A 23946-nucleotide genomic window follows, 5' to 3' on the forward strand; every position below is an offset into this window, starting at 1 on the left:
CCTCTGTGATCTCTGTGATCTCTGTGTGAAATCCGGGCTCTCAGTAGGCCGGCTTACCGATCAGCTCGTCGAGCTGCTGTACCAGCGGGATCTGATATAGCGGCCGCGCCTTGGCGTAGATGCGCTGCGCCATCTGTTTACCGTCCGGTGTTTTCAGCAGTTCTTCGTACAGATCCTTCACCAGTTTGCGACGGCCGATGCTGGTCAGGTATTGCTCCAGCCGCGGCCACGCGGGTGCGTAGCCGGCACGAATCGCATCCAGCAACCAGCTGTGGGCCACCATTGCATTCGTGGAGGCTGTCAGATGGAACGCCGCATCGAGTTCGCCCAGGCGCGCACCCGCAAGATCTGCGGGCAGGTTATCCAGGAAATGCAGCCATTCGTACGTCGTCCACTTCGCCGTGGCCAGGTCGCCCGCTTTGCGCTGGCCTTTCAGCCACGCATCCCGCTGCAGATCGATGCGCGTGAATGCTTCCGAATGCGGCAGCACCGCCAGCGACGGAATGCCTGGTTCATCCAGCCAGACGTTCACCTCGGCGAGGCTGACACGGGCCGACGGCCGGTTGAGCTCATGCTCGGCCAGATAGTCGATGAACGTCTGCGTGCTGACGCTCTGGAATGCAAAACGATCGAAGTAGCCGCGCAGGAATTTATCGAGCTCCGCCCTGCCCAGCCGCGATTCGAGGAAGCCGAGGAACAGACGGCCCTTCTCGTAGGGCACCTCGGAGAACGCGTCATCCGGGTCGCGACCCTTGAGATCCACGACGAGGCGGGTCAGCGCACCATCGCCAGCCGCCGTGAGACTCGCCACATCGCGCTGCAGCGACTGCAGGCCGAGCACGTCCTCCATTTCATAGCGTTCCTTGCCGTACAACGCCTCGATGATCCGGCGCTCCAGATAGACGGTGAAGCCTTCGTTGAGCCACATGCTGTCCCAGTTCGCATTGGTCACCAGATTGCCGGACCAGGAATGCGCCAGCTCGTGCGCAATCAATGACACCAGGCTGCGGTCGCCGGCGATCACGGTCGGCGTCAGGAAGGTCAGGCGCGGATTCTCCATGCCGCCCCACATGAAACTCGGCGGCAGGATCAACAGGTCGTAGCGCCCCCAGCGATAGGGACCGAACAGCTTCTCGCAGGCCTCGATCATGGATTCCACATCGGCGAATTCATGCGCCGCGGATTCCACGACCCCCGGCTCCGCGTAGACGCCGGTGCGCGAGCCGATGGGCTTGAAGACCAGATCGCCGACACCGAGCGCGATGAGATAGGACGGGATCGCCTGCGGCATCTCGAAGCGATAGTCGCCGTTGCGTTTTGCATCCGGATCATTGGCCGCGCTCATGACGGCCATGAGCTGCGGCGGCGTGCGGATATGCGCGTCGTACGTCAGACGCACCTGCGGCGTGTCCTGCAGCGGAATCCAGCTGCGCGCGTGGATCGCCTGTGACTGCGAATACAGATACGGGTGCTGCTTGCCCGCCGTCTGCGACGGATCGAGCCACTGCAGACCACTCGCCTGCGGCGAGGTCTGATAATGGACGCGCAGCGTCAGCTCCTGCGCCGTGGACGATGCCGGCAGATCGATATACAGCGGTGCGCCGAGGATGGGTTGCGCCTCGCCGAGCCGGAATTTCAACGCCTGCGCTGGCTTGCCCAGTTGTTCGACCGCAGACACGGTCAGCTCACGCGTATCGAGCACTACCTGACGCGCGGCGGGGTCGAGCCGTTGCAGCTGCAGATCGACGTAGCCGGCGAGACGCTTGTGTGTAAAGTCCGCGGTCAGGTCGAGACTGAGATGTCTGACGCGAAAATCCTGCGTATTCGCCAACGAATGGGGGTCGGGGCCCGGCACCGCATCCGCCGCGCGCGCAGCGAACGACATCAGAAACACCGTCGCCAGAAAGAAAGCAGAGAGCCTGACCAGCATGAAAGTGTGCCTCGCAGATGAGGCGCCAGGTGGCGTCTCACAGAATGACTTCGCGGACAGTATCGGACTGTGACGGTTCGTGCACCACGGTGTTGAACGAGACGATGAGCATCGGCGCATCGCCGGTGTTGCGGAACGCATGCACGACACCCGGCGGAAAGGTGAACCGCCACACTTCACCGACGGGAATCGTCAGGTCGCTGACCCGATAGTTCTCGCGGTAACGCACGTGCGGACCGACGACCGTACTGACTTCGGTGCCGAGCCGGTGAAAGTGATTGCCGCGAATGGGCTGCGGACCCGTGAATACGACATGCACGTTGCGCTGCGGCGCGAGGCCCGCGGCATCGAGCGGTTCGAACACTTCACCGCGCGCGTCCGCGGCGCAACGCAGCCGTTCGATGAGGACGCCCGACGCAGCCATGATCGCTCCCACCGATTCAGGGTGATTGCTGGCGCTTGCGTTCTGCCTTCACGCTCGTCCGGTACATCGCGCCCCGCATGATGAGCATGGCGGACACCGGGGACGTCATCACCATGAACAGCGTGATCAGCAACTCGTGCAGGACCGGGCGACCGGCCAGGGCCGAGGACACGATGATGGACGCCACGAGGATGCAACCCGTGCCGAGCGTGTTGCCCATCGAAGGACTGTGCATACGCATGTAGAAGGTCGGCAGCTTCACCAGGCCGATCCCTCCCAGCAGGCAGAGCAAGCCGCCGCACACCAGCAGCAACGACGCGGGAATCGCCGCCCACAGCGGCAGGTGGGTTTCCGTCATGGCTCGATCACCTCGCCTCGCAGCAGGAACTTGCTGAGCGCCATGGAGCCGATGAACGCGAACAACGCGATCAGCACCGCCATGTCGAAATAGATCGTCGATGTCGAACGAATGCCCAGCATCAGTATGGACAGCATGCCATTGACGTACAGCGCATCGAGCGCCAGCACCCGATCCTGGGCCGACGGGCCGTGAATCAACCGCACTGCCGCGCAGGCAATGGCACCCATCAGGCATACCTGCGCGAACCATGCAGCCCAATCGAACAGGACAGTGGCGTTCATTCGAAGATCTCCATCAACGGCCGTTCATAGCGCCTCTTGACGGCCTGCACCCAGCCCTCCTCGTCTTGCAGGTCGAGCACATGGATCGTGAGTTCGCTCTGGTCACGATTGAGTTCCACCCAGACCGTGCCGGGTGTTGCGGTGATGATCATCGCGAGAATCGCCAGCCCGTGCGGATCTCTCATGGCGAGCGGCACCTGGATGAACCCCGGTCCGTTCCCGCGCACTCCACGCAGGACCACTCTTGCGACTGCGATGTTCGAGCGGATGATGTCGGCCAGGACCACCACGATGAGAACCACCGCCAGTTGCAGACGTTTCACCGATGGACGCAGCGGCCGCAGGCCGCGGCTGGTGCGCGCAAAAAAGATGGCGAGAATCGCACCCAGGACGATGTGTCCGGCTGTCAGCGAGTTGTTGAGGAGCAGCCACATCACGAACAGGGTGATGGCGAGGACGATGGGGAACGGACCACGCTTCGTCATGGCAGCACCTCCGGCTGCACACTCGATTGCCCACTCGACTGCATTGGCTCCGCGAGGACCGCATCGATGTACACCTGCGGGTTGTGCAGCGTCTGCGCGGCCGACTGGAGATACGCCATCATCGGAGCGGCGCTTGCAGTCAGGACCATGGTGAGCACCAGCAGGAAGGCCACGGGGCCGGCCTCGATGACGCGCAGGCGCGGCGTCGTACGCTCGGTCACCGTCCAGAACAGGCGGACACCGATCCGGCTCAGCGCGATCAATCCCGCCATGCCCGACGCGAGCAGCGCCACGACCAGCGCCCAGTTCCGCTCCGCCAATTCTCCCGCATGAATGGCACTGACGATGGAGTCGACCAGCGCGAACTTGCCGATGAATCCCGACAACGGCGGCAATCCCGTGACCAGCAGCACGCAGAACACGAATGCCAGTCCGATGAACGCCATGGCCGCGGGAATGGCGATGCCCGCTTCTTCGTTCATGACACGCTGCTCCGACATATCCTCGACATCGAAGGCGCGATAACTCACTTCCGGCATGGGTGCGACATCCGCCACGTCGGACACTGGCGCGGTGCGCGTTCGTTCCGTCATCCCCGTCACCATGAAGAAGGCGCCGGTCGCGAGCGCCGAACTGATCATGTAGAAAAGCGCCGGCGCCGTCAGGCTCTGCGCGCCGGAGCCGATCGCTGTGAGCAGCGTGCCGGACGACACGATGATGACGAACCCGATCAGGCGTGCCAGTTGCTGCGACGCCAGGATGCCGATGATGCCGAAAATGAGTGTCGCGAGGCCGCCGTAGAACAACCACGAACCGGCGAGCGGCGCCGGGGCAGCCGCATCGCCCAGCAGTACGCTCAGCCGCACCACGGCGTAGATGCCGACCTTCGTCATGATCGAAAACATGGCGGCGACCGGCGCACCCGCGGCCGCATAGGCCGGCGGCAACCAGAAGTTGAGCGGCCAGACACCCGCCTTGATCAGGAACGCGATCGCGAGAATGGCCACGCCGGCATCGAACAGACCGCGATCAGCCGCGACGATCGTGCTCCAGCGCACGCCGAGGTCCGCCATGTTCAGCGTGCCGGCAACGCCATAGATCAATGCGATACCGGTGAGGAACAGCAGCGACGCGACCAGGTTTACGACGATGTACTGCAGGCCCGCCTTGACACGCGCCACGCCCGACCCGTGCAGCACCAATCCATAAGAAGCCGCGAGCAGGACTTCGAAGAACACGAACAGATTGAACAGATCGCCGGTGAGGAATGCGCCGTTCAGCCCCATCAGCAGGAATTGCAGCAGCGGCAGGTAATGCACGCCGACGCGCTCCCAGCGTGCCACCGAGTAAAACAGCGCCGGCAACGCGAGCGTGGCGCTCAGGGCCACCATCAGCGCCGACAGCCGATCGACGACCAGCACGATTCCATACGGCGCCGGCCACGCGCTGATCGCGTACACGCCGATTCCCCGATTCCAGATCTCCGGCACGGCATCGGTCGTCAGGTACATGAGCACGATGGCGACGCCGAGTTGCATGAGCGTCGCGAGCAGTGCAATACCCTCGCGAACCCGCCGCTGCGACTCCGCGAACAACAGCATGGTCGCGCCTGCGATCAGCGGCACGACGATGGGCATCACCGGCAGATGCTGCAGCCAGGGACTCACAGGTCGCGCTCCTTGCCATCCACATGGTCCGTTCCGGTGAGGCCGCGCGAAGCGAGCATGACCACCAGGAACAGCGCCGTCGTGGCAAAGCTGATCACGATGGCGGTGAGCACCAGCGCCTGCGGCACTGGATCAGCGTAGAGCAGCGGGTCCGTCGCACCGTCCGCGCGAATGATCGGCGGCCGACCCACGGTGAGCCGACCCATGCAGAAAATGAACAGGTTGATGGCATAGGACAGCAGCGCCAGCCCCATGATCACCTGGAAAGTACGCGGACGCAGCACCAGCCAGATGCCCGATCCTGTCAGTACGCCGATAGCGAGAGCAAATACGACTTCCATCAGTGCGTCGCTCCCGGTGATGCCGCGGCCTCTGCGACATGGACCTGCGTCGCCGCGGCGACCGCCACCGGCCGGCGATGACTACGCAGCGATTGGTGGGCAACCGCCACGAGCATCAGCACCGTCGCACCGATCACCAGCATGTAGACGCCGATGTCGAACAACAGCACCGACGACACGTGCACCTCGCCGATCAACGGCAGCGTGAAGTGCCAGGCGAGCGCGCTCAGGAACGTCTGCGACGCCAGCCATGCACCCATGCCGGCCGCCGCTGAGGCCAGCAGGCCCGCAGCGATCCAGTATTGCGGGTGGATGCGTGTACGCGACTCGACCCACATCGTGCCGGCGACCATGTACTGCGCGATCACTGCTGTCGCCATCACCAGGCCACCGACAAAACCGCCGCCGGGCGAATTGTGGCCGCGCAACAGGAAGAAGACCGAGACCAATCCCGCCATGGGCAGCAACAGGCGCACGATCACGGCCGGAATCTCCAGGTAGCCGCGCGGCAAGTCTTCGTTCGGATCCGGCAGCTCCTGCAGGCTGCGCGGCGCGTCGTGCTGCTGGGCACGGGGTACGTCGATGGATTCGGTGGCAGGCCGGAAACGACGCAGCAATGCGAACACCGTCAACGCCACGATACCGACCACGGTGATCTCGCCGAACGTATCGAAGCCGCGGAAGTCGACCAGGATGACGTTCACGACATTGCTGCCGCCGCCTTGCGGCAACGAGCGATCGATGAAGAACTCGGACAGTCCCGGGACGCGCGGCCGCGTCATGATCGCGAAGGCAAGGCTCGCCATGCCTGTCCCCACGATCACCGCGATGACCAGATCACGTGCGCGCCGTACGCGTGCGCGCAACGAGCGTCGATCCGGATCGTCGATCTCGATACGTCGCGGCAACCAGCGCAGACCGAGCAGGATCAGCACCAGCGTGACGACTTCGACGGCGATCTGCGTCAGCGCCAGATCCGGCGCGGAAAACCACGCGAAGGTCAGGCAGGTGATCAGGCCAGTGCCGCCGACCATGATGAGAGCGGCCAGCCGGTGGTACTTCGCCTGCAACGCCGCGCCAATCGCGCACACCGCGCCGACGAACCACATCAGCGCGAACGCCGGATCGATTCGCGACGGCGGCACCTCGCCCCAGAAGGTGAAGCTCTCGTGCAGCGCCACCCAGCCCGCGCCTACGGCCACGCACACGATGATGACGAGTTGCACCTGCAGATGGCGCGAATACAGCAGCCGCTGGATGCGATCGGCGGTGCGGATCAACTTCACGATGACCACATCGAACGTCCGGCGTCCGTCGAACCGGTCGATGAGTGGTGCCGCGCCGTGCGCGCGTCGGCGCTGGTTGTACAGCACGAGGTAGAACACGACACCACCGCCCAACGCCAGGATGCTCATGATCAGCGGCTGATTGAAGCCATGCCAGATCGCCAGGCTGAAGGTCGGCATGTTGACGCCGAGAATCGATCGCGCGGCCGTCTCGAGAAAAATGCCGATCGTCTGCGCGGGCATGATGCCGACGAGCAGACAGGCCAGCACCAACAGCGCGCTCGGCGCCAGCATCCAGCGCGTCGGCTCGTGCGGCGCGCGCGGAAGATCCGGCGAGGGCGGCGGACCGAAGAACACCTGGTGAACGAAGCGCAACGAATAGGCCACGCTGAACATGCCGGCGAGCGTTGCCGCTGCTGGCAGTCCGATGCGCAGCCACGGGCTGTGACCGGCAAAGATGGTCTCCGCAAAGAACATCTCCTTGGACAGGAATCCATTGAGCAGCGGCACGCCGGCCATCGACGCTGCGGCCACCGTCGCGAGCGTCGCCGTGATCGGCATCGATCGCGCCAGACCGCTGAGGCGCTGCAGATCGCGCGTACCGGTTTCGTGATCGACCACGCCGGCGGCCATGAACAACGACGCCTTGAACGTCGCATGGTTCATCATGTGGAACACCGCAGCGACCAGCGCCAGCGGACTGTTCATGCCAAGCAGCAACGTGATGAGCCCGAGATGGCTGATCGTGGAATACGCGAGCACGCCCTTCATGTCGCGCTGGAACACCGCAGCAAAGGCGCCGATGAGCAGCGAGCACAGCCCTGCCCCGCCGATCACCGCGAACCACAGGTCCGTGCCCGCCAGGACGGGCCACAGCCGGGCCAGCAGGAACACACCTGCCTTCACCATGGTCGCCGAATGCAGGAACGCCGACACCGGCGTCGGCGCCGCCATGGCATGGGGCAGCCAGAAATGGAACGGGAACTGCGCGCTCTTGGTCAGCGCGCCGAGCGCCACGAGAATGAGTGCTGCCGGATACCACTCATGCGCGCGAATCGCATCGCCCGACGCCAGCACCTGGTCCAGATCGTAACTGCCTGCGACCTTGCCGATGATCACGACGCCGGCCAGCAGGCACAGCCCGCCGGCCACGGTGATCGTCGACGCCATGCGCGCACCGCGCCGGGCATCGGCACGGTGATACCAGTACGCGATCAGCATGAACGACGTCAGGCTGGTGAGTTCCCAGAACACCACCATCTGAATGAGATTGCCCGACAGCACCATGCCGACCATGGCGCCCATGAAGGCGAGCAGGAACGAGAAGAAGCGCGGCACCGGGTCCGCCGGCGACATGTAGTAACGCGCATAGAAGACGACCAGCGCGCCCATGCCGGTGATGAGCTGAGCGAACAGCCAGGAAAAGCCATCGAGGCGCAGGTAGAAATTCAGCCCGAACTGGGGAAGCCAGGGCACGATGACCCGGACGACTTCGCCTGCCGCGATCTGCGGAAAGAGGCTGATGGCCAGACTGAAACAGGCAATGCTGACGAGCCCGGCGAGCCAGGCTTCGGCATTGCGGGCATTCGACGGCAGGAACGCGGCACACAGGCTGCCCAGGAACGGCAGCAGCACAATCAGAATCAGCTGCATGACTGACCGCTCCGGTTTCTCATCTCTCTAAGCCTCTTCGTCATCGTCACCTGCTTTATCATCAATCAGGGGCATGCCGGGCACACGCCGGCACTCGTGGAGCGGTAAGGGTGTCAGTTCCGCGCTAGCAGACTTCCTCGGGCGTCAATGCGCCGCAGTGGTATGCCACGCCGCATCTCGTCGAGAACTGGCGGGCGACGAGATCGTAACGGCAATCGATCCAGCGCGCACGCATTTGTTTTGCCTCAGTATTGCAGTGACTGTCCCATCATCGTGCGGGTGTTGGAGGGAGGTTCGGCGACAGCAAAACGCGATGATTTCGTCACTGATTGTGCTGCGCGCGAGAGTTCTGCAACCTGCCGACTCTGGGTAGACTGCATCGCATCCCTGACGCCGGAACTCACCCATGAACGGTCGTGTCGCCCTCGTCCTTGCAGCCCTGGCTCTCACCGCCTGCAGCAATTCGTCAGGCCCGGTCCCCGCAGCGCCGGGTCCAGCGCCTGCGGCTGACGCATTGCCCGCCAATGGCGCGTTCATCGGCCGGGCATGGGTATCGACTCAGCGCGGACACCCGCAGGGATCGATGATCGTGTTCCTGCCCGATCACAGCCTGATCATGGATTCGTGTTTCGAGGCCTACCGCATCTCCGAATGGGGTGTCGCCGGCGACAACATCCGCTGGCGAGAAGACACCATTCCCATCGAAGCCTCCATCACGATGTCGCACCCCAATGAATTGACGCTGCAGATCGTGGGACAGGAAGGACGACACACCTATATGGCGGCGTCGGTGCCGTATGTTTGTCCGGAGATGCCGAGATGAGGCGAACTGGCCAACTGGCTGACTGGCTAACTGGCTGACTGGCCAGACGAGAGCAGATGCGGAGATGAGGCCAACTGGCTAACTGGCCAGACGAAGAAGCAGCAGGAGAGCGTCTTTAATCTGGCCAGTCGGCCAGTTAGCCAGTCAGCCAGTTAGCCTGCTGGCCAGCTACCCAGTCACCCTCTTCGTCAACCTCTGCCCCGGCAAGATGTCTTCAACACTTGTCTTGATATGAATCAGGGCCGGGCGGTCCGCTTTGCGTGCCTGGGCGAACGCCTCCGCGAAGTCTTCTGTCCTCTCCACCGTGGCGCCCCAGGCGCCGAATGAGCGTGCATAGGCGGCGAAGTCGGGATTACGCAGCTGTGTCGCCATCACGCGCGTGGGGTACTCGCGTTCCTGGTACATACGAATCGTGCCGTAGGCGCCGTTGTCGATCACCAGGGTCACGAGCTTCACGTTGTATTGCATGGCGGTCGCGAGTTCCTGGCCGGCCATCAGGAAGCATCCGTCACCCGCGAGTGCGATTACATCGCGGTCGGGGTGCACGAGCTTGGCGGCAATGCCGGCCGGAAAGCCGAAACCCATTGCGCCGCTGGTGGGCGCAAGTTGCGTGCACGGCTTGCGATACCGATAGAAGCGATTCGGCCACGCGGCGTAGTTGCCGGCGCCGTTGCACAGGATGGCTTCGGGCGGCAGCACCTGCGCCATGTGCGTGAAGATCTGCGAAAGGTTCACTGCCCCCACCGTCGTCACCGACTCGAGCGAGCGTTCATAGTCGGCACGGGCAGCGGCGCGCCATTGCGACCAGTTGCGATTCACCGCCAGACCACTCAGCGCCAGCGCGGCATTCGCCTCGCTCGCAACGGCGGATAGCGACGCCTGCCAGACGTGATTCAGTTCGTCGGGATCCGGATGGATGTGAATCAGTTTGCGGTGCGCATCCCGCGCCGAGAGCAACGTGTAACCCATGGTCGGGATGTCGCCCATGCGCGAGCCGATCGCCAGCAACAGATCCGCCGCCTGGATGTGCTCATTGAGTCCAGGGCTCGGGCGAATGCTCAGATCGCCGACATAGCAGGGATGGTCGTTGCTGATGAGATCCTTGCGTCGCCACGACAGCGCCACCGGCAGATCGAGCCGGTGCGCCCAGTCAGCCAGCCGCTGCAGTGCTTCATCGCTCCAGCCCGTGCCGCCGAGAATCAGGAGCGGACGTTCGGCTTGCACCAGACGCGCATGAATGGCCGCAACGGTCGACGCGGCGAGACTCGCCGGCGCAGATTGCACGAGCGCGGGCACTCGCGGCCCCGCTTCCTCCGACAACATGTCTTCAGGCAACGCAACCACGACGGGACCGTGACGCCCCTGCGTCGCCGTGGCGAAGGCGCGCGTGACGATCTCGACCATGCGAGCCGGGTCGGAAATTTCCAGCGCCAGTTTGGCCATCGTGCCGAACACAGCGCCGTAATCGAGTTCCTGAAATCCTTCGCGACCACGGTCGCCTCTGGCCACCTGCCCCACGAACATGATCACGGGTGCCGAATCCTGCGACGCGGTGTGAATGCCGATACTCGCGTGCGTCGCACCCGGACCGCGCGTCACGAAGCACACGCCGGGTCGCCGCGTCAGTTTTGCGTAGGCCACCGCCATGTTGGCCGCACCCGCTTCGTGGCGACACGTGATCACCTGGATCCGATCCTGGAAATCCACCAGCGCATCGAGCACCGCGAGATAGCTCTCGCCGGGCACGCAGAACACATGCGTCACGCCATTGACGACCAGTGTCTCGATCAGGCGGCGTGCAGCAGTCGCGGAAGCGGCAAATTCCATGGCGGGGCTACTCATGGCTCAGCGGGTGGCGACGGCGACCGCCGCACTGGCCATCGCGATGCCACTGCCACGGTTGAGGTTGCGAATGGCGCGCACGCTGCTGAAGAGTCGACGCGCCTTCGCTGCAGCGAACGCATAGGTCCCCAGCACCAGCGGCAACACGACACAGATGACCAGCGCGACTTCCACGAATCCTGCCACCGTCAGCGACTCGAGCTGTATCAACGTCGGCAGCAGGGCGAGAAAGAAAATCATCGTCTTCGGATTTGCGAGAGTCAGCGCGAGGCTGCCGAAAAACAGCTGCAGCGGTCGTCCATCCCCATCCGTCGCCGCGGATTCGTCGACAGGCTGCGGCGGCGCCGTCCACAGGCGATACGCCAGATACAACAGATAGGCGGCGCCAGCGTATTTGAAAGCAACGAAGACGGGATAGGCAGTCTGCGCCAGTGCGGCAAGTCCGGTGGCGGCGAACGCGAACCAGATCAGATCGCCGACGAGGAATCCGGCTATGAACGCCGGCGCCCCGCGTGTACCGCGCGCCAGCGAACGGGCAACGATGGCAGCCACACCGGGCCCCGGCGAGGCGACCGCGAGAAAGTACACGGCGGCAAAGATCAGCAATCCATAGAGCGACATTCGAACCTCCACGTCAGGAGTCGGTCGATTTCTTCGGTTCGAGCCGGCGACCGATGTGTTCTTCGCCACGCTGACTGGCGAGTGCCATCTGGCGATGGCGCTCGCGCAGACTCGCCTGCTTCTCGGGCGATTTTTGTCCGTAGCACGCCGGACAGCTCACGCCATCGACGAACAGTTCCGAACGCTTCTCTTTCTCGCCGACCGGATTGCGGCAGGAACGACACAGATCGTGATTGCCTGGCTTCAATCCATGACCCACGGCCACGCGCTCATCGAACACGAAACATTCGCCCTGCCAGCGGCTCTCGCTTTCCGGAACGGTCTCGAGATATTTCAGGATACCGCCCTGCAGGTGATACACCTCGTCGAAGCCTTCGGAGCGCAGAAACGCCGTCGACTTCTCGCAGCGAATGCCGCCGGTGCAGAACATCGCGACCTTGGGCTTCTGCCGCAGCCCCTCGTGATTGCGCACCCAGGCGGGCAATTCACTGAAGCTGCGCGTCTGCGGATTCACCGCGCCGGCAAACGTGCCGAGCGCGACTTCGTAGTCATTGCGCACGTCGACGACGATCACTTCGGGATCATCGAGCAGCTTGTTCCAGTCCTGCGGCTTCACATAGGTGCCGACGATCCGGGTCGGATCGACGCTGGGCACGCCCAGCGTCACGATCTCCTTCTTGAGCCGCACCTTCATGCGATAGAAGGGCCGCCGCGCCGCACCCGATTCCTTGTGCTCCAGATCCGCCAGTCGGGGATCGCGTCGCAGGTACTCCAGCACTTCCCGCACGGGCTGCGCTTCACCGCCGATGGTGCCGTTGATCCCCTCCGCCGCGAGCAGGATCGTGCCCTTTACGCCGCGCTCTTCACAGAACGCGAGCAAGGGCGCTTGCAACGCAGCGAAATCAGGCAGGGCGACGAATTTGTAAAAGGCGGCGGCGATCATGGGAAATCCGGAGCAGGATCTCCACGGGGATCACGGGGAACACGGGGCGAGAAGGCACTATCGAAAATACTCTTCACCCTGTGCTCCCCGTGAACCCCATGGAAATTCCGGTCGAGGGGTCAGAGAGCAATGTGAAAGTATAAGTGACGCACTGCACGCCCGTCTGCGGCTCCGACCCCGATTCGACCGCAAGAACCCGGGTGTCAGGGAATGCCTGCCACGGCACTCTGGCCTCATCGATCTTGCCTCATCGGGAGAACACGCCATGATTGCCCTGGCCCCTGCAATTGCCGCCGGAACTGCGATGAAGACCCGCAATACCACCGCACCGAAGACAGACGCTGCCCGCTGGGCCGCCGTCGTACGCCGCGACCCGGCAGCCGACGGTCAGTTCTTCTATTCCGTGCGCACGACCGGCGTGTATTGCCGGCCATCCTGCGCTTCGCGTCTGGCACGTCGCGAGAACGTCGCTTTCCACCCCACGCGGGCCGCGGCTGAGAAAGCCGGTTACCGGCCCTGCAAGCGCTGCAAGCCGGATCAGCCGTCGCTCACCGAACAGTACGCGCAGCGGATTGCTCGCGCCTGCAAGCTCATCGAGTCGAGCGACACGTCACCCTCGCTGCGAGAGCTGGCCGAGGCTGCCGGATTGAGTCCCTATCATTTCCATCGCGTCTTCAAGGCAGTCACCGGCGTGACGCCCAAGGCGTATACAACGGCGCATCGCAGCCAGCGCGCGCACAAGAGTCTCGCCGGCCGCAGTACGGTGACGCAGGCCATCTACGACAGTGGCTTCAATTCGAATGCCCCCTTCTATGCAAAGTCGCAGGAGCTGCTCGGCATGAAGCCGCGTGAATTCCGCGCCGGCGGTACCAATGCCGTAATCCGCTTCGCTGTCGGTCAGACCTCGCTGGGCGCCGTGCTCGTGGCTGCAACGGACAAAGGCGTTTGCTCGATTCTGCTCGGTGACGATCCCGAAGCGCTGGTGCGCGACCTGCAGGACCGCTTCGATCGCGCTGAACTGATCGGCGGCGATGCCGGCTTCGAGAAACTCATTGCCCGCGCCATCGGCATGGTGGAGAAGCCCGGCCTCGGGCTGGATCTGCCGCTCGATGTCCGTGGCACTGCGTTCCAACAGCGCGTCTGGCAGGCGCTGCGCAAGGTGCCGGCGGGATCGACTATCAGCTACGCCGAGATGGCGAAACGCATCAGTTCACCCAACGCCGTACGCGCGGTGGCCCAGGCGTGTGCGGCGAATCCGATCGCGATTGCGATTCCGTGTCATCGCGTCGTGCGCACCGACGGCAGTCTCTCCGGGTATCGCTGGGGCATCGAACGCAAGCGCATCCTGCTGGATCGCGAACAGGCAGCGTGAGCATGAACGCATGGATTGCGCAGCCGGACCAGAATGCTCCGGCTGCCTCGCTTGTCCAACGCATCGAGTCCTGCGACTGGCTTCACGTCGCCGCACAACTGGACGAACAGGGATTCGCCGTCCTGAGCGGCCTGCTGTCGGCAGGCGAATGCGATGCACTGCGCCACGGCTACGCTGCCGACGCGGGATTCCGCAAACGCGTCGTGATGGCGCGGCATGGCTTCGGCCGCGGCGAGTACCAGTACTTCGACTATCCCCTGCCCTCGCTGATCCAGTCGCTGCGACACTCGATCTATCCGCATCTGACCGCAGTCGCCAACCGCTGGTGCGATCAGATGAACCTCGCGCACCGCTTCCCCGACGACCACGAATCGTTTCTCGAACGCTGCCACGCCGCCGGCCAGACACAGGCCACACCACTGCTGCTGCGATACGAATCGGGCGACTACAACTGCCTGCACCAGGACCTTTACGGCGAGCATGTATTTCCATTGCAGCTGGCGGCGTTGCTCTCCCAGCCCGGCCGCGATTTCACGGGCGGCGAATTCGTCATCACCGAACAGCGCCCGCGCATGCAGTCCCGCGCGTCGGTCGTTCCACTCGAACAGGGCGACGCCGTGGTCTTCGCCGTTCACCATCGCCCGATCCGCGGCACGCGCGGCTTCTACCGCGTCAACCTGCGCCACGGCGTGAGCCCTCTGCGCTCAGGACGACGCTTCACCGCGGGCATCATCTTTCACGATGCGCAGAAGTAGGAAGAGTCGGCGAGATAGCCCAGTACACAAAAGAGCACAGAGGAGCACAAATCAAACACGGCAGATCGGGCACTATTCTTCGTTTGCGCTCTTTGGGCGGGTCTGCGGAGTCCTGGCTGTAACTGCAGCTTGCCTACGATCTCTGGCATGGCCAGGAAGAAACGACGTCCGAAGATCAAGCCGCTGGATGCGAGCTACGTTACGGAGTAGTCGCGCCCGGACTTCGTCAGGATGGCTGACGTTGACAGCTGGTCAGAGCCGGGCTTCATTCCTGCCGCAGGCCGTCATGTCTCTGCAGGCCTCCCTCAAAACTCCCGCCAGCTCGAATCATCGCCGCTCGCTCTCGCGCGCGGCATCGCGGCTGATGCGGGCTGCGGTTTGCGCACCGACGTCGCACTTCGTCTCGTCAGACGTGTAACAGACGCAGGCGTCGGCTGCGGAAACTCCTTCGCCACCCCAACGGGGGCCGACGACTCTCCTTCGATCCGGAAGAACGCCACCAGGCGCAACAATTCCTGTGCCTGCTGCTGCATGGCCTTCGCGGCGGCGGCGGACTCTTCGACGAGCGCAGCGTTCTGCTGCGTCGCGTGGTCCATGTTGGTGATGGCGAGATTGATCTGATCGATGCCCGAGGACTGCTCGGACGTCGCTGCCGTCATTTCGGCGACGATGTCGGTCACGCGCTTCACGCCGGTCACGATGGTATTCAGCGTTTCGCCGGACTCACTGACCAGCGCGGCACCGGCCCGGACCTTCTCGACGGAATCGCCGATCAGATCCTTGATCTCTTTCGCCGCGCTCGCGCTACGCTGCGCGAGGTTGCGGACCTCAGAGGCGACGACGGCGAAGCCGCGTCCCTGTTCGCCTGCCCGCGCCGCTTCCACCGCGGCGTTCAACGCCAGCAGGTTCGTCTGGAAGGCAATCTCGTCGATGACACTGATGATGTCTTCGATGCGCTTGCTGGCGGAGCTGATGCCTTCCATCGCCGAGACAGCGCGCTTCACGACCTGACCGCCCTGATCCGCCTGTCCGCGCGTCCCCGTTGCGATCTGGTTCGCCTGCATCGCGTTGTCCGCGTTCTGTTTCACGGTCGAGGTCATCTCCTCCATGCTGGCTGCCGTTTCTTCGAGTGCCGCGGCCTGCTCCTGGGTGCGTTGACTCAGATCATCGCTGCCCTGCGACAATTGCGACGCGGCGAGATCGACGGTGGTGGCGCTGTTGCGCACGTGGCTGACCGTTTCCACCAGTCTGGTGTCCATGACCTTCAGCGCCTGCAGCAGGCGACTGATCTCGTCGTTGCCCTGCACGTCGATGCCGTGGCCAAGTTCGCCGCGGCTGACGCGCGTCGCCATGTGCTCGGCCCGCGCCAGGCCGCGCGATACATGTCGCGCCAGCAACCAGGCAAACCAGACGGAGATCGCGAGCGCCAGGAAGAAACTGGTCAGCAGGATGGTGCGATTCGTCGCCGCCTCCTGACGCGCGGTCTCGATCACCTTCGCCGCGGCCGCAATGCGCGCTGCAATGAGCTCCTGCGTCGTGGCGTCCATACGATCGAGGGCGGGCTCGATGCCCTGGATACGCGTCTTCGTCGCCGCGTCGTAGTCCTGCGCCAGCAACGCGTCGATCTCCTGCTTGCCGGCATCGACGATCGAGGCACGCTCCTCCTTGACCTCCTGAGCCAGGCGCCGCTCTTCAGCAGGCAGATCCACCTGCTCGAATTGCTGCAGCAGTTCATTGATGCGTTCGCGATTGGCTTTGACGCCATCGTAATTCTCCTGCGTGAAGCGGGGATCACGATGCACGTAGGCCTCGAGGCGGAGCTGCTGGCTCTGCAGCGAACGCTGGAACACTTCGCCCACACGGGCGATCGGCACCAGGCTCTCCGAGTACAGCGATTCGATGCGGTCGGTGGCGCGATTGAACGCGCGCATACCCACGCCGCAGACGACGAACAGCGCCACGGCCAGGATGGCAAGATTGAGATAGAGGCGTGCTTTGATGCTGAGAGCCGACATGATTATTTCCGCCGTTGTCCAGCTTCGCGTATCGGCTGCACTCAACGTGACTACACCCTGCAGGCCGGTTTTTCAGGGAAACTCGCATCGGTTCGCGGGTCAGTCGGTGCATGCCTAGGCTGAACCCCTACCCGTATCGGCTGAATTCGCGTACGTTGCGCCGCAAATGCGCTTTGACCTGACCGATCTGAAACTGTTTGTGCACGTCGTCGAAGCCGGCAGCATCACTGCCGGCGCTGATCGCATGCATCTCGCGGTCGCCGCGGCCAGCACCCGTATTCGCAACATGGAACTGGAACTGGGTACGCCGCTACTGAATCGCGAGCGTCAGGGCGTTCATCCGACCCCCGCCGGGCGCACATTGATGCATCACGCACGCGTCCTCCTGCAGCAGGCCGAACGCATGCGCGGCGATCTGGGCGAATACGCCGGCGGACTGAAGGGACACATCCGGCTGCAGTCGAACACCAATGCGCTGACGGAATTCCTGCCCGAGCCATTGAGCAATTTCCTGGCGTCGCACCCGCAGGTGAACATCGATCTGGAAGAGCGTCTGAGCGACGAGATCGTCGCCGCCGTCGCCGACGGCAAGGTCGATATCGGCATCGTCGCAGGCACGGAAGACGTCACCGGACTCGAAGTGTTCCCCTTCCGCGTGGATCGCTTCGTGCTGGTGACGCCGCATTCGCATCCGCTGGCCACCGAGGAAAACATCGCATTCGCCGATGTACTCGATTTCGATTTCGTGGGACTCGATCGCGCCAGCTCGCTGCAGCGCTTCCTGTCCGACAAGGCCGACCGTATCGGGCGGCGACTGAAGCTGCGCGTGCAGCTGCGCAGCTTCGATGCAGTGTGCCGGCTGGTGGACTGCAGCGTCGGCATCGGCGTGGTGCCGCAGACGACCGTCGAGCGCAATGCCCGGACCATGAAACTGCATCGCATCGAACTCACCGACGACTGGGCGATCCGCCGCCTCACCATCTGCGTCCGCAAACTGAAAGACCTGCCGACCTACGCGCAGGAGCTCGTTCGCGATCTGCAAGCGCCGGGAGCAGCGGAAAGTGGAAAGTTGATAGTGGAAAGCTGATAGCCGAAGAAAACAGCGACGCACTTCGCTCCGTTTTTCAACTATCCACTGTCAACTATCAACTATCAATTGTCCGCGGCGTCTCGGCTCCGCCCGTGATCCAGATACCGGCGATGACGATGACGCCGCCGATGATCGCGCGCACCGAGATGGGGTCGCCGAGCACGGCGATACCGCTGGCGACGCCGACGACGGGAATCAGGTTCGCGAAGACGCCCGCCTGACTCGCGTCGATGTCCTGCAGCGCCAGGTTGTAGAACATGTACGCCAGGCCGGACGCGCCGGCGCCGAGCAGGATGACTTCCATCCATTCGACGGTATCGAGGACGGGCAGCGACTGGCCGCGCAGTTCGATCAATGCAAACGGCAGCAGGAACAGCGCACCCGCGCCGATGACGCCGGCGGTGAGGATCATCGCATCGACATGCGCGCAACGTTTCGCGTAGGAGGTGTAAACGCCCCAGGCGATCACGCTCACGAACACCAGCACGTTGCCCAGCACCGGAGCCGCGGCTGAAGTGTCGACAGGACTGCCCGAGAAAATCACCAGCACGCCCACGACCGACAACCCGATGCCCGCAACGCGCGAACGGGTCGCAGGTTCACCCAGCCAGAGTATTGCCACCAGCGCCGTCATTGCAGGTATCGAACTCTGCACCAGCGCTCCCTGCGAGGCGGAGGTGTAGAAGAGCCCCAGGTTGAACATGCCGTAATAGAACGCGACGCCGATCAACCCCATCGTCAGCATGGCGCGCCATGGCAGCGGCGGTCGCGGTGACGGCTGGCGCCGCAGCCGATAGATGGCGAAAGGCAGCAGGACCAGGAAGCCGATCGCAACGCGCATGAATGCCAGCGTCAACGGCGGCACCACATCGATGATGTCCTTGGTCATGACGAATACGCTGCCCCACAGCGTCATCACGCCGATCAGCATCAGGATTGCGCGCCAGCGTCTGTTCATTGTCTTTATTGTGTTTGGCTGGAAGCAGCATTGTGGAATGAGCTATTTTGTCCCAGCGGCGCGCCACAAAACAGTTCCTTTCGACAGGACGAACGACGCATGCATCGATCAACTCGTATCTCGATCGCGATTCTCATCGGCAGTCTGAGCACATTCACAGCCATCGCGCAGACGGTGGTTGTGCACAATGCCCGTGTGTACACGCCGATCGGCGACACCGTCCGCGAGTACGCGGGCGTCGTGATCAAGGATGGCAAAGTGCAACGCCTGCTAGACGCAGGAACGGCCATTCCCACCGGATCGGACATTCGACGCATCGATGCCGGTGGCAAAACCGTGCTGCCCGGGCTCATCGATGCGCACGGCCATGTGCTGGGTCTCGGACAACTCAAGTTGCAGGCGGATCTGCGCGGCAGCGAATCCATCGCCGCTGCCCTGGATCGGGTGCGTCGCTTCGCCGCTGCCAATCCCACCGATGGCTGGATCATCGGTCACGGCTGGAATCAGGTGTTGTGGCCGGACAAGCAGTTTCCGACCGCCAGGGATCTCGATGCCGTCGTGTCGGATCGGCCGGTCGTGCTGTCGCGCGTCGATGGTCATGCGGTCTGGGTCAACACCCGCGCACTGCAAATCGCGGGGATTACCCGTGAAACCAGGGATCCACAGGGTGGCCAGATCGTGCGCGATGCCGCCGGTGACGCGACGGGCGTGCTGGTCGATCTCGCCAGCGCACTGGTGGAAGAGCGCATCCCCGCCCCCACGGACAAAGACCTGCAGCGCGCCCTGCACGCCGCCATGTCGGACGTCGCCTCACTCGGCCTGACAGGCGTCCACGACGCCGGGATTTCGATCCGCGACTACGCTGCCTATCAGGCGCTGGGGAAGTCGCAGCAACTGCCGATCCGCATCTACGCGATGCTCGCGGACAGCGAAGCGGCACGCGCCACCATCCGCCAGGGACCGCAAGCGCCGCAGTTCGACGATCGTCTGCAGATGCGCGCGGTCAAGTCCGTGATCGACGGCGCGCTCGGCAGCCGCGGCGCGACGATGCTGCAGGATTACAGCGATCAGCCGCATCACCGCGGCCTCATGTTGTACACAGCGCCGCAGATTGCCCAGCTTGCGGACCTGACGGCGAGTTCGGGCTGGCAACTGAACATTCACGCCATCGGCGATGCCGGCAACCGTCTCGCACTCGACACCTACGAACGTGAGCTGACGGCCGCGCAGCGCAACGCCCTGCGCCCGCGGATCGAACACGCGCAGATCGTCGCGCCCGAGGACATTCCCCGTTTCAGCGCACTGGGTGTCATCGCCTCGATACAGCCGACCCATGCAACCTCCGACATGAACATGGCCGAGGATCGCGTTGGCCCGCAGCGCATAAAAGGTGCGTACGCATGGCGTACCTTGCTGAATTCCGGCGCGCGCCTGGCCGGCGGCAGCGACTTTCCCGTGGAACTGCCGAATCCGTTCCTCGGACTGCATGCGGCGGTGACACGCCAGGATCGCGACGGCAAGCCGCCGGGCGGCTGGTACGGCAACGAAAAACTGACGCGCGAGGAGGCGCTGCGGCTGTTCACCATCGATGCCGCCTACGCGGCATTCATGGAGGATCGGGTCGGCTCGCTCGAGCCCGGCAAGTGGGCCGATTTCATTCTCATCGACCGCGACTATTTCAAGGTGCCCGAAAGCGAGATCGACGACATCCGCGTAGAGGCCACGTACGTGGCCGGCAAGAAAGTTTCGGGCCGGTAGTCGTCGGCTGGTGCCTCGCGCCGTTCCGTCGTAGCATCGGCGCCGACATGAATCGCCGTCTCACAGCCCTGCTGCTGGTGTGGATGCTGGGAATGCAATCGCTGACCCCGCCTCCCGCCTTTGCACAGGCTCCGGCGAACGCGGTCGCGCATCATTGTGACGGGATGGCTGATGCCGCCATGCCGCACGGACAGAACTCCGCCGACAACGAGTTGAGCTGCTCCAGCCACTGCGCCATGGCCTCGGTGGTGCTGGTCACCGCAATTGCACCGACGATCACGATCGACGGCAGCAGCGGTTACGCGGTACCCACTGCCGTTCCTCTGCAGAGTCGCTTCGACATTCCTCCCACGCCGCCGCCGATTGCCTGAGCAATCCGCGTTCCTGCGTCCGCGACCCGCCTGCGGTTGCGCCCCGATGATTTCTGACGCTCACGCCAATCGTGAGCGTGCGCGCGACATTGAACGAGTGACATGAACAACCCGATGCGACGCCGCTTCCTGCAGGGACTGACTGCAGGAACCGGCCTTCTGCTTCTGCCAGCGCTGCGCGCAGCGACTGCGCCCGCTGTGCTCCACGGCCGCCAGTTCGATCTGGAAATCGGCGAACTGCCCGTCAATTTCAACGGTGCCACGCGCATGGCGACGGTCGTCAACGGCCAGCTGCCCGCGCCGCAGTTGCGCTGGCGCGAAGGTGAAGACATCACGATCCGCGTAACCAACCGTCTCGCCGAACGCACCTCGATTCACTGGCACGGACTCATCGTGCCCGCCGACATGGATGGCGTACCGGGCGTCAGCTTTCACGGTATCGCGCCCGGCGAGACCTTCACCTATCGCTTTCGCGTGAATCAGTCGGGCACGTACTGGTATCACGCGCATTCGCGTTTCCAGGAGCAGACCGGGCTGTACGGATCCATCGTCGTCGAACCGCGTGGCGCGCAGCGCCATGCATCGGACCGCGAGCATGTGATCCTGCTCTCCGACTGGACGGACCTCGATCCGGAAGCGATCTATCGCAAACTCAAGTTGCACGCGGGCTATTTCAATCCCGCCAAGCGCACCATCGGCGATTTCGTCGCTGATGTCCGCTCACGGGGCCTGCGCGAAGCATCCGCGGACGGCGCCATGTGGGGACAGATGCGCATGGATCGCACCGATCTCGCCGACGTGTCCGGCTACGCCTATACGTTTCTGATGAACGGCATGACGCCGGCGGCGAACTGGAACGCGGCGTTCCGTCGCGGCGAACGCGTGCGCCTGCGCATCATCAACGGCGCCTCCATGACGTTCTTCGATCTGCGCATCCCGGGACTCGAGCTGACGATCGTCGCTGCGGACGGCCAGGATGTGGAACCCGTCACCGTCGATGAATTCCGTATCAGTCCCGCCGAGACCTACGATGTCATCGTGACGCCCAGCGACGATCGCGCTTATACGATCTTCGCCCAGGCCATGGATCGCTCCGGGTATGCGCGAGGCACATTGTCGCCAGCACCGGGCCTGCAGGCGGAGATTCCGCCGCTCGACCGACGCGCCGATCTCGACATGATGGACATGGGGATGGCGCATGGCGCGCATCAGGCGATGGATCACAGCGCTCACGCCGGGCATGCAATGCCGCAGGCTCCGCGGCATGCCGCCGCCGAGTTCGGCCCCGGCGTCGACATGCGCGTGGATGCGCCCCTCGATCGGCTCGACGATCCGGGCGTCGGCCTGCGCAACAATGGCCGCCGCGTGCTTACTTACGCCGACCTGCACACGCTCGACGGACCGATCGATGCACGTGGAGCCGGCAGGGAGATCGAACTGCATCTCACCGGACACATGGAACGATTCCTCTGGTCATTCAACGGCCAGAAATTCTCCGAGGCCGAGCCGCTGCGCTTCCGGCACGGCGAACGTCTGCGCATCGTGCTGATCAACGACACGATGATGTATCACCCGATCCATCTGCACGGCATGTGGAGTGAAGTGGAATCACCCGACGGCCGATTCCAGGTCCGCAAGCACACGGTGACGGTGCAACCGGCACAGCGCATGAGTTACCTGGTGACTGCCGATGCGCTCGGCCGCTGGGCCTACCACTGTCACCTGCTCTATCACATGGAAGCGGGCATGTTCCGGGAAGTCATCGTCGCGCACGAGGAGGCTTCGTCGTGAGCACCAGAGAGGGAATGAAACCAAACCGTACACAGAAGAGCACAAAGGCACACAAAAACGGAATGGAAATTGTCTATCTGAAATTTGTGCGCTTTTGTGCTCCTTTGTGTACCTGCCTTTCTCCTTTCCGGCCTTTGGGTCTCTTGCCCCTTTTTGCGGCCATTCTCTTCCCGCTGGTCAGCATCCCCGCCCACGCACAGGAACAGCACGACCATCACCATCACGAGGTCACCCCGCCGTCGACGACGTCTTCACACATTCCTCCTGATCCGCCATCGCATGTCATGGCTCCGATGTCCGCAGCGCAAATGGCAGAGATCATGGCGATGGACGACGCGGCGCGCTTCGGCATGGTCTCCATCGATCGGCTGGAATGGCGCGACGGCAGCGATGCCATTGGCTGGGAAGGTACCGCCTGGTACGGCGGCGACTACAACAAGCTGGTACTGAAATCCGAAGGCGAGTGGATCGAGGACGAGACCACTCATACGCGAACTGAATTGCTGTGGGACCGGGTCGCGAGCCGCTGGTGGAGTGTGCAGGCAGGTCTGCGTCACGATTCAGGCGATGGCCCGTCGCGAACATGGGCAGCGCTGGGAGCAGAAGGACTGGCTCCCTACTGGATCGACATGGAAGCCACGCTCTACGTGGGCGACGCCGGACGAACCGCTGTGCGCTTCGAAGGCAGTCACGACATGCGCGTGACGCAGCGCCTCATCCTGCAGCCGCAGCTCGAGTTCAATGCGTACGGTAAAGACGACATAGAACGCGGCATCGGCTCCGGCCTGTCCGATCTCGAAGCGGGCCTGCGTTTGCGCTACGAGATCCGTCGCGAGTTCGCGCCTTACATCGGCGTCCACTGGAAGCGGCTGTTCGGCGGCACTGCAGATCTCGCGAGTGACGATAGCGAGTCGGAGTTCGTGGCGGGATTCAAGGTGTGGTTCTGAGACTCACGGGTTTGAGACATGTGGTTCTGAAGCTTGTGGGTCCGGCTGTAGCCGGACAGGAAGCGAGGGAGTGCCCGGTTAAAACCCAATAGCGGGACGTGTCAGATTTTCTGTGTTCGAGGCGGTTTGCATTTAGTTCGCGGGTCTGACGAAGCGATCTCCGTACAGCACAGCGAACTGGTTCATCGCCAACTTCCATTCTCGCGCTGATCGTATCTTGCCATCGTTGATG

Annotated in this window: 21 protein-coding genes; 8 read left to right on the forward strand and 13 right to left on the reverse strand. The window is 63.5% G+C overall.

Features of this window, described 5'->3' with window-relative positions; all coding sequences use genetic code 11:
• Positions 1-40 precede the first annotated feature (40 nt).
• The 8 genes from VIZ63_RS24405 to VIZ63_RS24440 are packed head-to-tail and all read right to left on the reverse strand — an operon-like array spanning position 41 to position 8428.
• A complete protein-coding gene (locus VIZ63_RS24405) occupies positions 41-1930 on the reverse strand; it encodes a M1 family metallopeptidase (RefSeq protein WP_331612437.1) in 1890 nt (629 codons plus the stop codon).
• Between the two features lie 37 nt (positions 1931-1967).
• The gene (locus tag VIZ63_RS24410; RefSeq protein ID WP_331612438.1) at positions 1968-2354 is read right to left on the reverse strand and encodes a hypothetical protein; all 387 of its coding nucleotides are present in this window, start codon (positions 2352-2354) and stop codon (positions 1968-1970) included.
• Between the two features lie 16 nt (positions 2355-2370).
• Positions 2371-2712, reverse strand: a complete 342-nt coding sequence (gene mnhG / locus VIZ63_RS24415; RefSeq protein ID WP_331612439.1) for a monovalent cation/H(+) antiporter subunit G — start codon at positions 2710-2712, stop codon at positions 2371-2373.
• Positions 2709-2996, reverse strand: coding sequence for a K+/H+ antiporter subunit F (locus tag VIZ63_RS24420; protein ID WP_331612440.1), 288 nt, complete (start codon positions 2994-2996; stop codon positions 2709-2711). The genes mnhG and VIZ63_RS24420 overlap by 4 nt, the downstream gene beginning before the upstream one ends.
• Complete coding sequence (locus VIZ63_RS24425; protein ID WP_331612441.1) at positions 2993-3481, reverse strand: Na+/H+ antiporter subunit E; 489 nt, start codon at positions 3479-3481, stop codon at positions 2993-2995. Before VIZ63_RS24425 ends, VIZ63_RS24420 begins: the two co-directional genes overlap by 4 nt.
• Positions 3478-5148 (reverse strand): monovalent cation/H+ antiporter subunit D, encoded by a 1671-nt coding sequence (locus tag VIZ63_RS24430; protein ID WP_331612442.1) that lies wholly within the window; start codon positions 5146-5148, stop codon positions 3478-3480. The genes VIZ63_RS24425 and VIZ63_RS24430 overlap by 4 nt, the downstream gene beginning before the upstream one ends.
• Positions 5145-5489: a Na+/H+ antiporter subunit C gene (locus tag VIZ63_RS24435; RefSeq protein ID WP_331612443.1), complete on the reverse strand. Its 345-nt coding sequence runs from the start codon at positions 5487-5489 to the stop codon at positions 5145-5147. Before VIZ63_RS24435 ends, VIZ63_RS24430 begins: the two co-directional genes overlap by 4 nt.
• Complete coding sequence (locus tag VIZ63_RS24440; protein ID WP_331612444.1) at positions 5489-8428, reverse strand: monovalent cation/H+ antiporter subunit A; 2940 nt, start codon at positions 8426-8428, stop codon at positions 5489-5491. Before VIZ63_RS24440 ends, VIZ63_RS24435 begins: the two co-directional genes overlap by 1 nt.
• Before the next feature lie 406 nt (positions 8429-8834).
• Here VIZ63_RS24440 and VIZ63_RS24445 point away from each other — a divergent pair, with 406 nt between their 5' ends.
• Positions 8835-9251: a hypothetical protein gene (locus VIZ63_RS24445; RefSeq protein ID WP_331612445.1), complete on the forward strand. Its 417-nt coding sequence runs from the start codon at positions 8835-8837 to the stop codon at positions 9249-9251.
• A gap of 168 nt (positions 9252-9419) precedes the next feature.
• Here the strand turns inward: VIZ63_RS24445 and VIZ63_RS24450 are convergent, their stop codons facing one another.
• Genes VIZ63_RS24450 through VIZ63_RS24460 form a run of 3 tightly spaced genes read right to left on the reverse strand, consistent with a single transcriptional unit; the run spans position 9420 to position 12657 of the window.
• Positions 9420-11093, reverse strand: coding sequence for a thiamine pyrophosphate-binding protein (locus VIZ63_RS24450; protein ID WP_331612447.1), 1674 nt, complete (start codon positions 11091-11093; stop codon positions 9420-9422).
• A gap of 3 nt (positions 11094-11096) precedes the next feature.
• A complete protein-coding gene (locus tag VIZ63_RS24455) occupies positions 11097-11714 on the reverse strand; it encodes a LysE family translocator (RefSeq protein ID WP_331612448.1) in 618 nt (205 codons plus the stop codon).
• Between the two features lie 13 nt (positions 11715-11727).
• Positions 11728-12657, reverse strand: coding sequence for a rhodanese-related sulfurtransferase (locus tag VIZ63_RS24460; protein ID WP_331612449.1), 930 nt, complete (start codon positions 12655-12657; stop codon positions 11728-11730).
• A 304-nt stretch (positions 12658-12961) separates the two neighbouring features.
• On the opposite strand from VIZ63_RS24460, the gene ada reads away from it, so the two are divergent.
• Together ada and VIZ63_RS24470 are read left to right on the forward strand one after the other, a co-directional pair.
• Positions 12962-14029 carry a bifunctional DNA-binding transcriptional regulator/O6-methylguanine-DNA methyltransferase Ada gene (ada, locus tag VIZ63_RS24465; RefSeq protein WP_349261272.1) on the forward strand — a complete coding sequence of 356 codons (1068 nt, stop codon included), beginning with the start codon at positions 12962-12964 and terminating at the stop codon, positions 14027-14029.
• A 2-nt stretch (positions 14030-14031) separates the two neighbouring features.
• Positions 14032-14784 carry a 2OG-Fe(II) oxygenase gene (locus VIZ63_RS24470; RefSeq protein WP_331612451.1) on the forward strand — a complete coding sequence of 251 codons (753 nt, stop codon included), beginning with the start codon at positions 14032-14034 and terminating at the stop codon, positions 14782-14784.
• Between the two features lie 305 nt (positions 14785-15089).
• On the opposite strand, the gene VIZ63_RS24475 is transcribed toward VIZ63_RS24470, so the two are convergent.
• Positions 15090-16799, reverse strand: a complete 1710-nt coding sequence (locus VIZ63_RS24475; RefSeq protein WP_331612452.1) for a methyl-accepting chemotaxis protein — start codon at positions 16797-16799, stop codon at positions 15090-15092.
• A gap of 166 nt (positions 16800-16965) precedes the next feature.
• Between VIZ63_RS24475 and VIZ63_RS24480 the strand changes: the two genes are divergently transcribed.
• On the forward strand, positions 16966-17886 hold the full coding sequence (locus VIZ63_RS24480) for a LysR family transcriptional regulator (RefSeq protein ID WP_331612453.1): 921 nt from the start codon (positions 16966-16968) through the stop codon (positions 17884-17886).
• 58 nt (positions 17887-17944) lie between these two features.
• Here the strand turns inward: VIZ63_RS24480 and VIZ63_RS24485 are convergent, their stop codons facing one another.
• Positions 17945-18847, reverse strand: coding sequence for a DMT family transporter (locus VIZ63_RS24485; RefSeq protein WP_331612454.1), 903 nt, complete (start codon positions 18845-18847; stop codon positions 17945-17947).
• A gap of 99 nt (positions 18848-18946) precedes the next feature.
• On the opposite strand from VIZ63_RS24485, the gene VIZ63_RS24490 reads away from it, so the two are divergent.
• The 4 genes from VIZ63_RS24490 (at position 18947) to VIZ63_RS24505 (ending at position 23714) form a co-directional block, all read left to right on the forward strand.
• Positions 18947-20605, forward strand: a complete 1659-nt coding sequence (locus tag VIZ63_RS24490) for an amidohydrolase (RefSeq protein ID WP_331612456.1) — start codon at positions 18947-18949, stop codon at positions 20603-20605.
• Positions 20606-20652: 47 nt separating this feature from the next.
• Positions 20653-20976, forward strand: a complete 324-nt coding sequence (locus VIZ63_RS24495; protein ID WP_331612457.1) for a hypothetical protein — start codon at positions 20653-20655, stop codon at positions 20974-20976.
• A 102-nt stretch (positions 20977-21078) separates the two neighbouring features.
• The gene (locus VIZ63_RS24500; RefSeq protein WP_331612458.1) at positions 21079-22767 is read left to right on the forward strand and encodes a copper resistance system multicopper oxidase; all 1689 of its coding nucleotides are present in this window, start codon (positions 21079-21081) and stop codon (positions 22765-22767) included.
• Positions 22768-23060: 293 nt separating this feature from the next.
• Positions 23061-23714: a copper resistance protein B gene (locus VIZ63_RS24505; RefSeq protein WP_331612460.1), complete on the forward strand. Its 654-nt coding sequence runs from the start codon at positions 23061-23063 to the stop codon at positions 23712-23714.
• Positions 23715-23946 lie beyond the last annotated feature (232 nt).

Source organism: Povalibacter sp. (genome assembly GCF_036520495.1).
Classification (GTDB): domain Bacteria; phylum Pseudomonadota; class Gammaproteobacteria; order Steroidobacterales; family Steroidobacteraceae; genus Steroidobacter.

Coding starts and splice junctions, on each gene's coding strand:
- VIZ63_RS24405 (WP_331612437.1), bottom strand. CDS start 1,930: ATGCTGGTCAGGCTCTCTGCTTTCTTTCTGGCGACGGTGTTTCTGATG.
- VIZ63_RS24410 (WP_331612438.1), bottom strand. CDS start 2,354: ATGGCTGCGTCGGGCGTCCTCATCGAACGGCTGCGTTGCGCCGCGGAC.
- mnhG (WP_331612439.1), bottom strand. CDS start 2,712: ATGACGGAAACCCACCTGCCGCTGTGGGCGGCGATTCCCGCGTCGTTG.
- VIZ63_RS24420 (WP_331612440.1), bottom strand. CDS start 2,996: ATGAACGCCACTGTCCTGTTCGATTGGGCTGCATGGTTCGCGCAGGTA.
- VIZ63_RS24425 (WP_331612441.1), bottom strand. CDS start 3,481: ATGACGAAGCGTGGTCCGTTCCCCATCGTCCTCGCCATCACCCTGTTC.
- VIZ63_RS24435 (WP_331612443.1), bottom strand. CDS start 5,489: ATGGAAGTCGTATTTGCTCTCGCTATCGGCGTACTGACAGGATCGGGC.
- VIZ63_RS24440 (WP_331612444.1), bottom strand. CDS start 8,428: ATGCAGCTGATTCTGATTGTGCTGCTGCCGTTCCTGGGCAGCCTGTGT.
- VIZ63_RS24445 (WP_331612445.1), top strand. CDS start 8,835: ATGAACGGTCGTGTCGCCCTCGTCCTTGCAGCCCTGGCTCTCACCGCC.
- VIZ63_RS24450 (WP_331612447.1), bottom strand. CDS start 11,093: ATGAGTAGCCCCGCCATGGAATTTGCCGCTTCCGCGACTGCTGCACGC.
- VIZ63_RS24455 (WP_331612448.1), bottom strand. CDS start 11,714: ATGTCGCTCTATGGATTGCTGATCTTTGCCGCCGTGTACTTTCTCGCG.
- VIZ63_RS24460 (WP_331612449.1), bottom strand. CDS start 12,657: ATGATCGCCGCCGCCTTTTACAAATTCGTCGCCCTGCCTGATTTCGCT.
- ada (WP_349261272.1), top strand. CDS start 12,962: ATGAAGACCCGCAATACCACCGCACCGAAGACAGACGCTGCCCGCTGG.
- VIZ63_RS24470 (WP_331612451.1), top strand. CDS start 14,032: ATGAACGCATGGATTGCGCAGCCGGACCAGAATGCTCCGGCTGCCTCG.
- VIZ63_RS24475 (WP_331612452.1), bottom strand. CDS start 16,799: ATGTCGGCTCTCAGCATCAAAGCACGCCTCTATCTCAATCTTGCCATC.
- VIZ63_RS24480 (WP_331612453.1), top strand. CDS start 16,966: ATGCGCTTTGACCTGACCGATCTGAAACTGTTTGTGCACGTCGTCGAA.
- VIZ63_RS24485 (WP_331612454.1), bottom strand. CDS start 18,847: ATGAACAGACGCTGGCGCGCAATCCTGATGCTGATCGGCGTGATGACG.
- VIZ63_RS24490 (WP_331612456.1), top strand. CDS start 18,947: ATGCATCGATCAACTCGTATCTCGATCGCGATTCTCATCGGCAGTCTG.
- VIZ63_RS24495 (WP_331612457.1), top strand. CDS start 20,653: ATGAATCGCCGTCTCACAGCCCTGCTGCTGGTGTGGATGCTGGGAATG.
- VIZ63_RS24500 (WP_331612458.1), top strand. CDS start 21,079: ATGAACAACCCGATGCGACGCCGCTTCCTGCAGGGACTGACTGCAGGA.
- VIZ63_RS24505 (WP_331612460.1), top strand. CDS start 23,061: ATGTCCGCAGCGCAAATGGCAGAGATCATGGCGATGGACGACGCGGCG.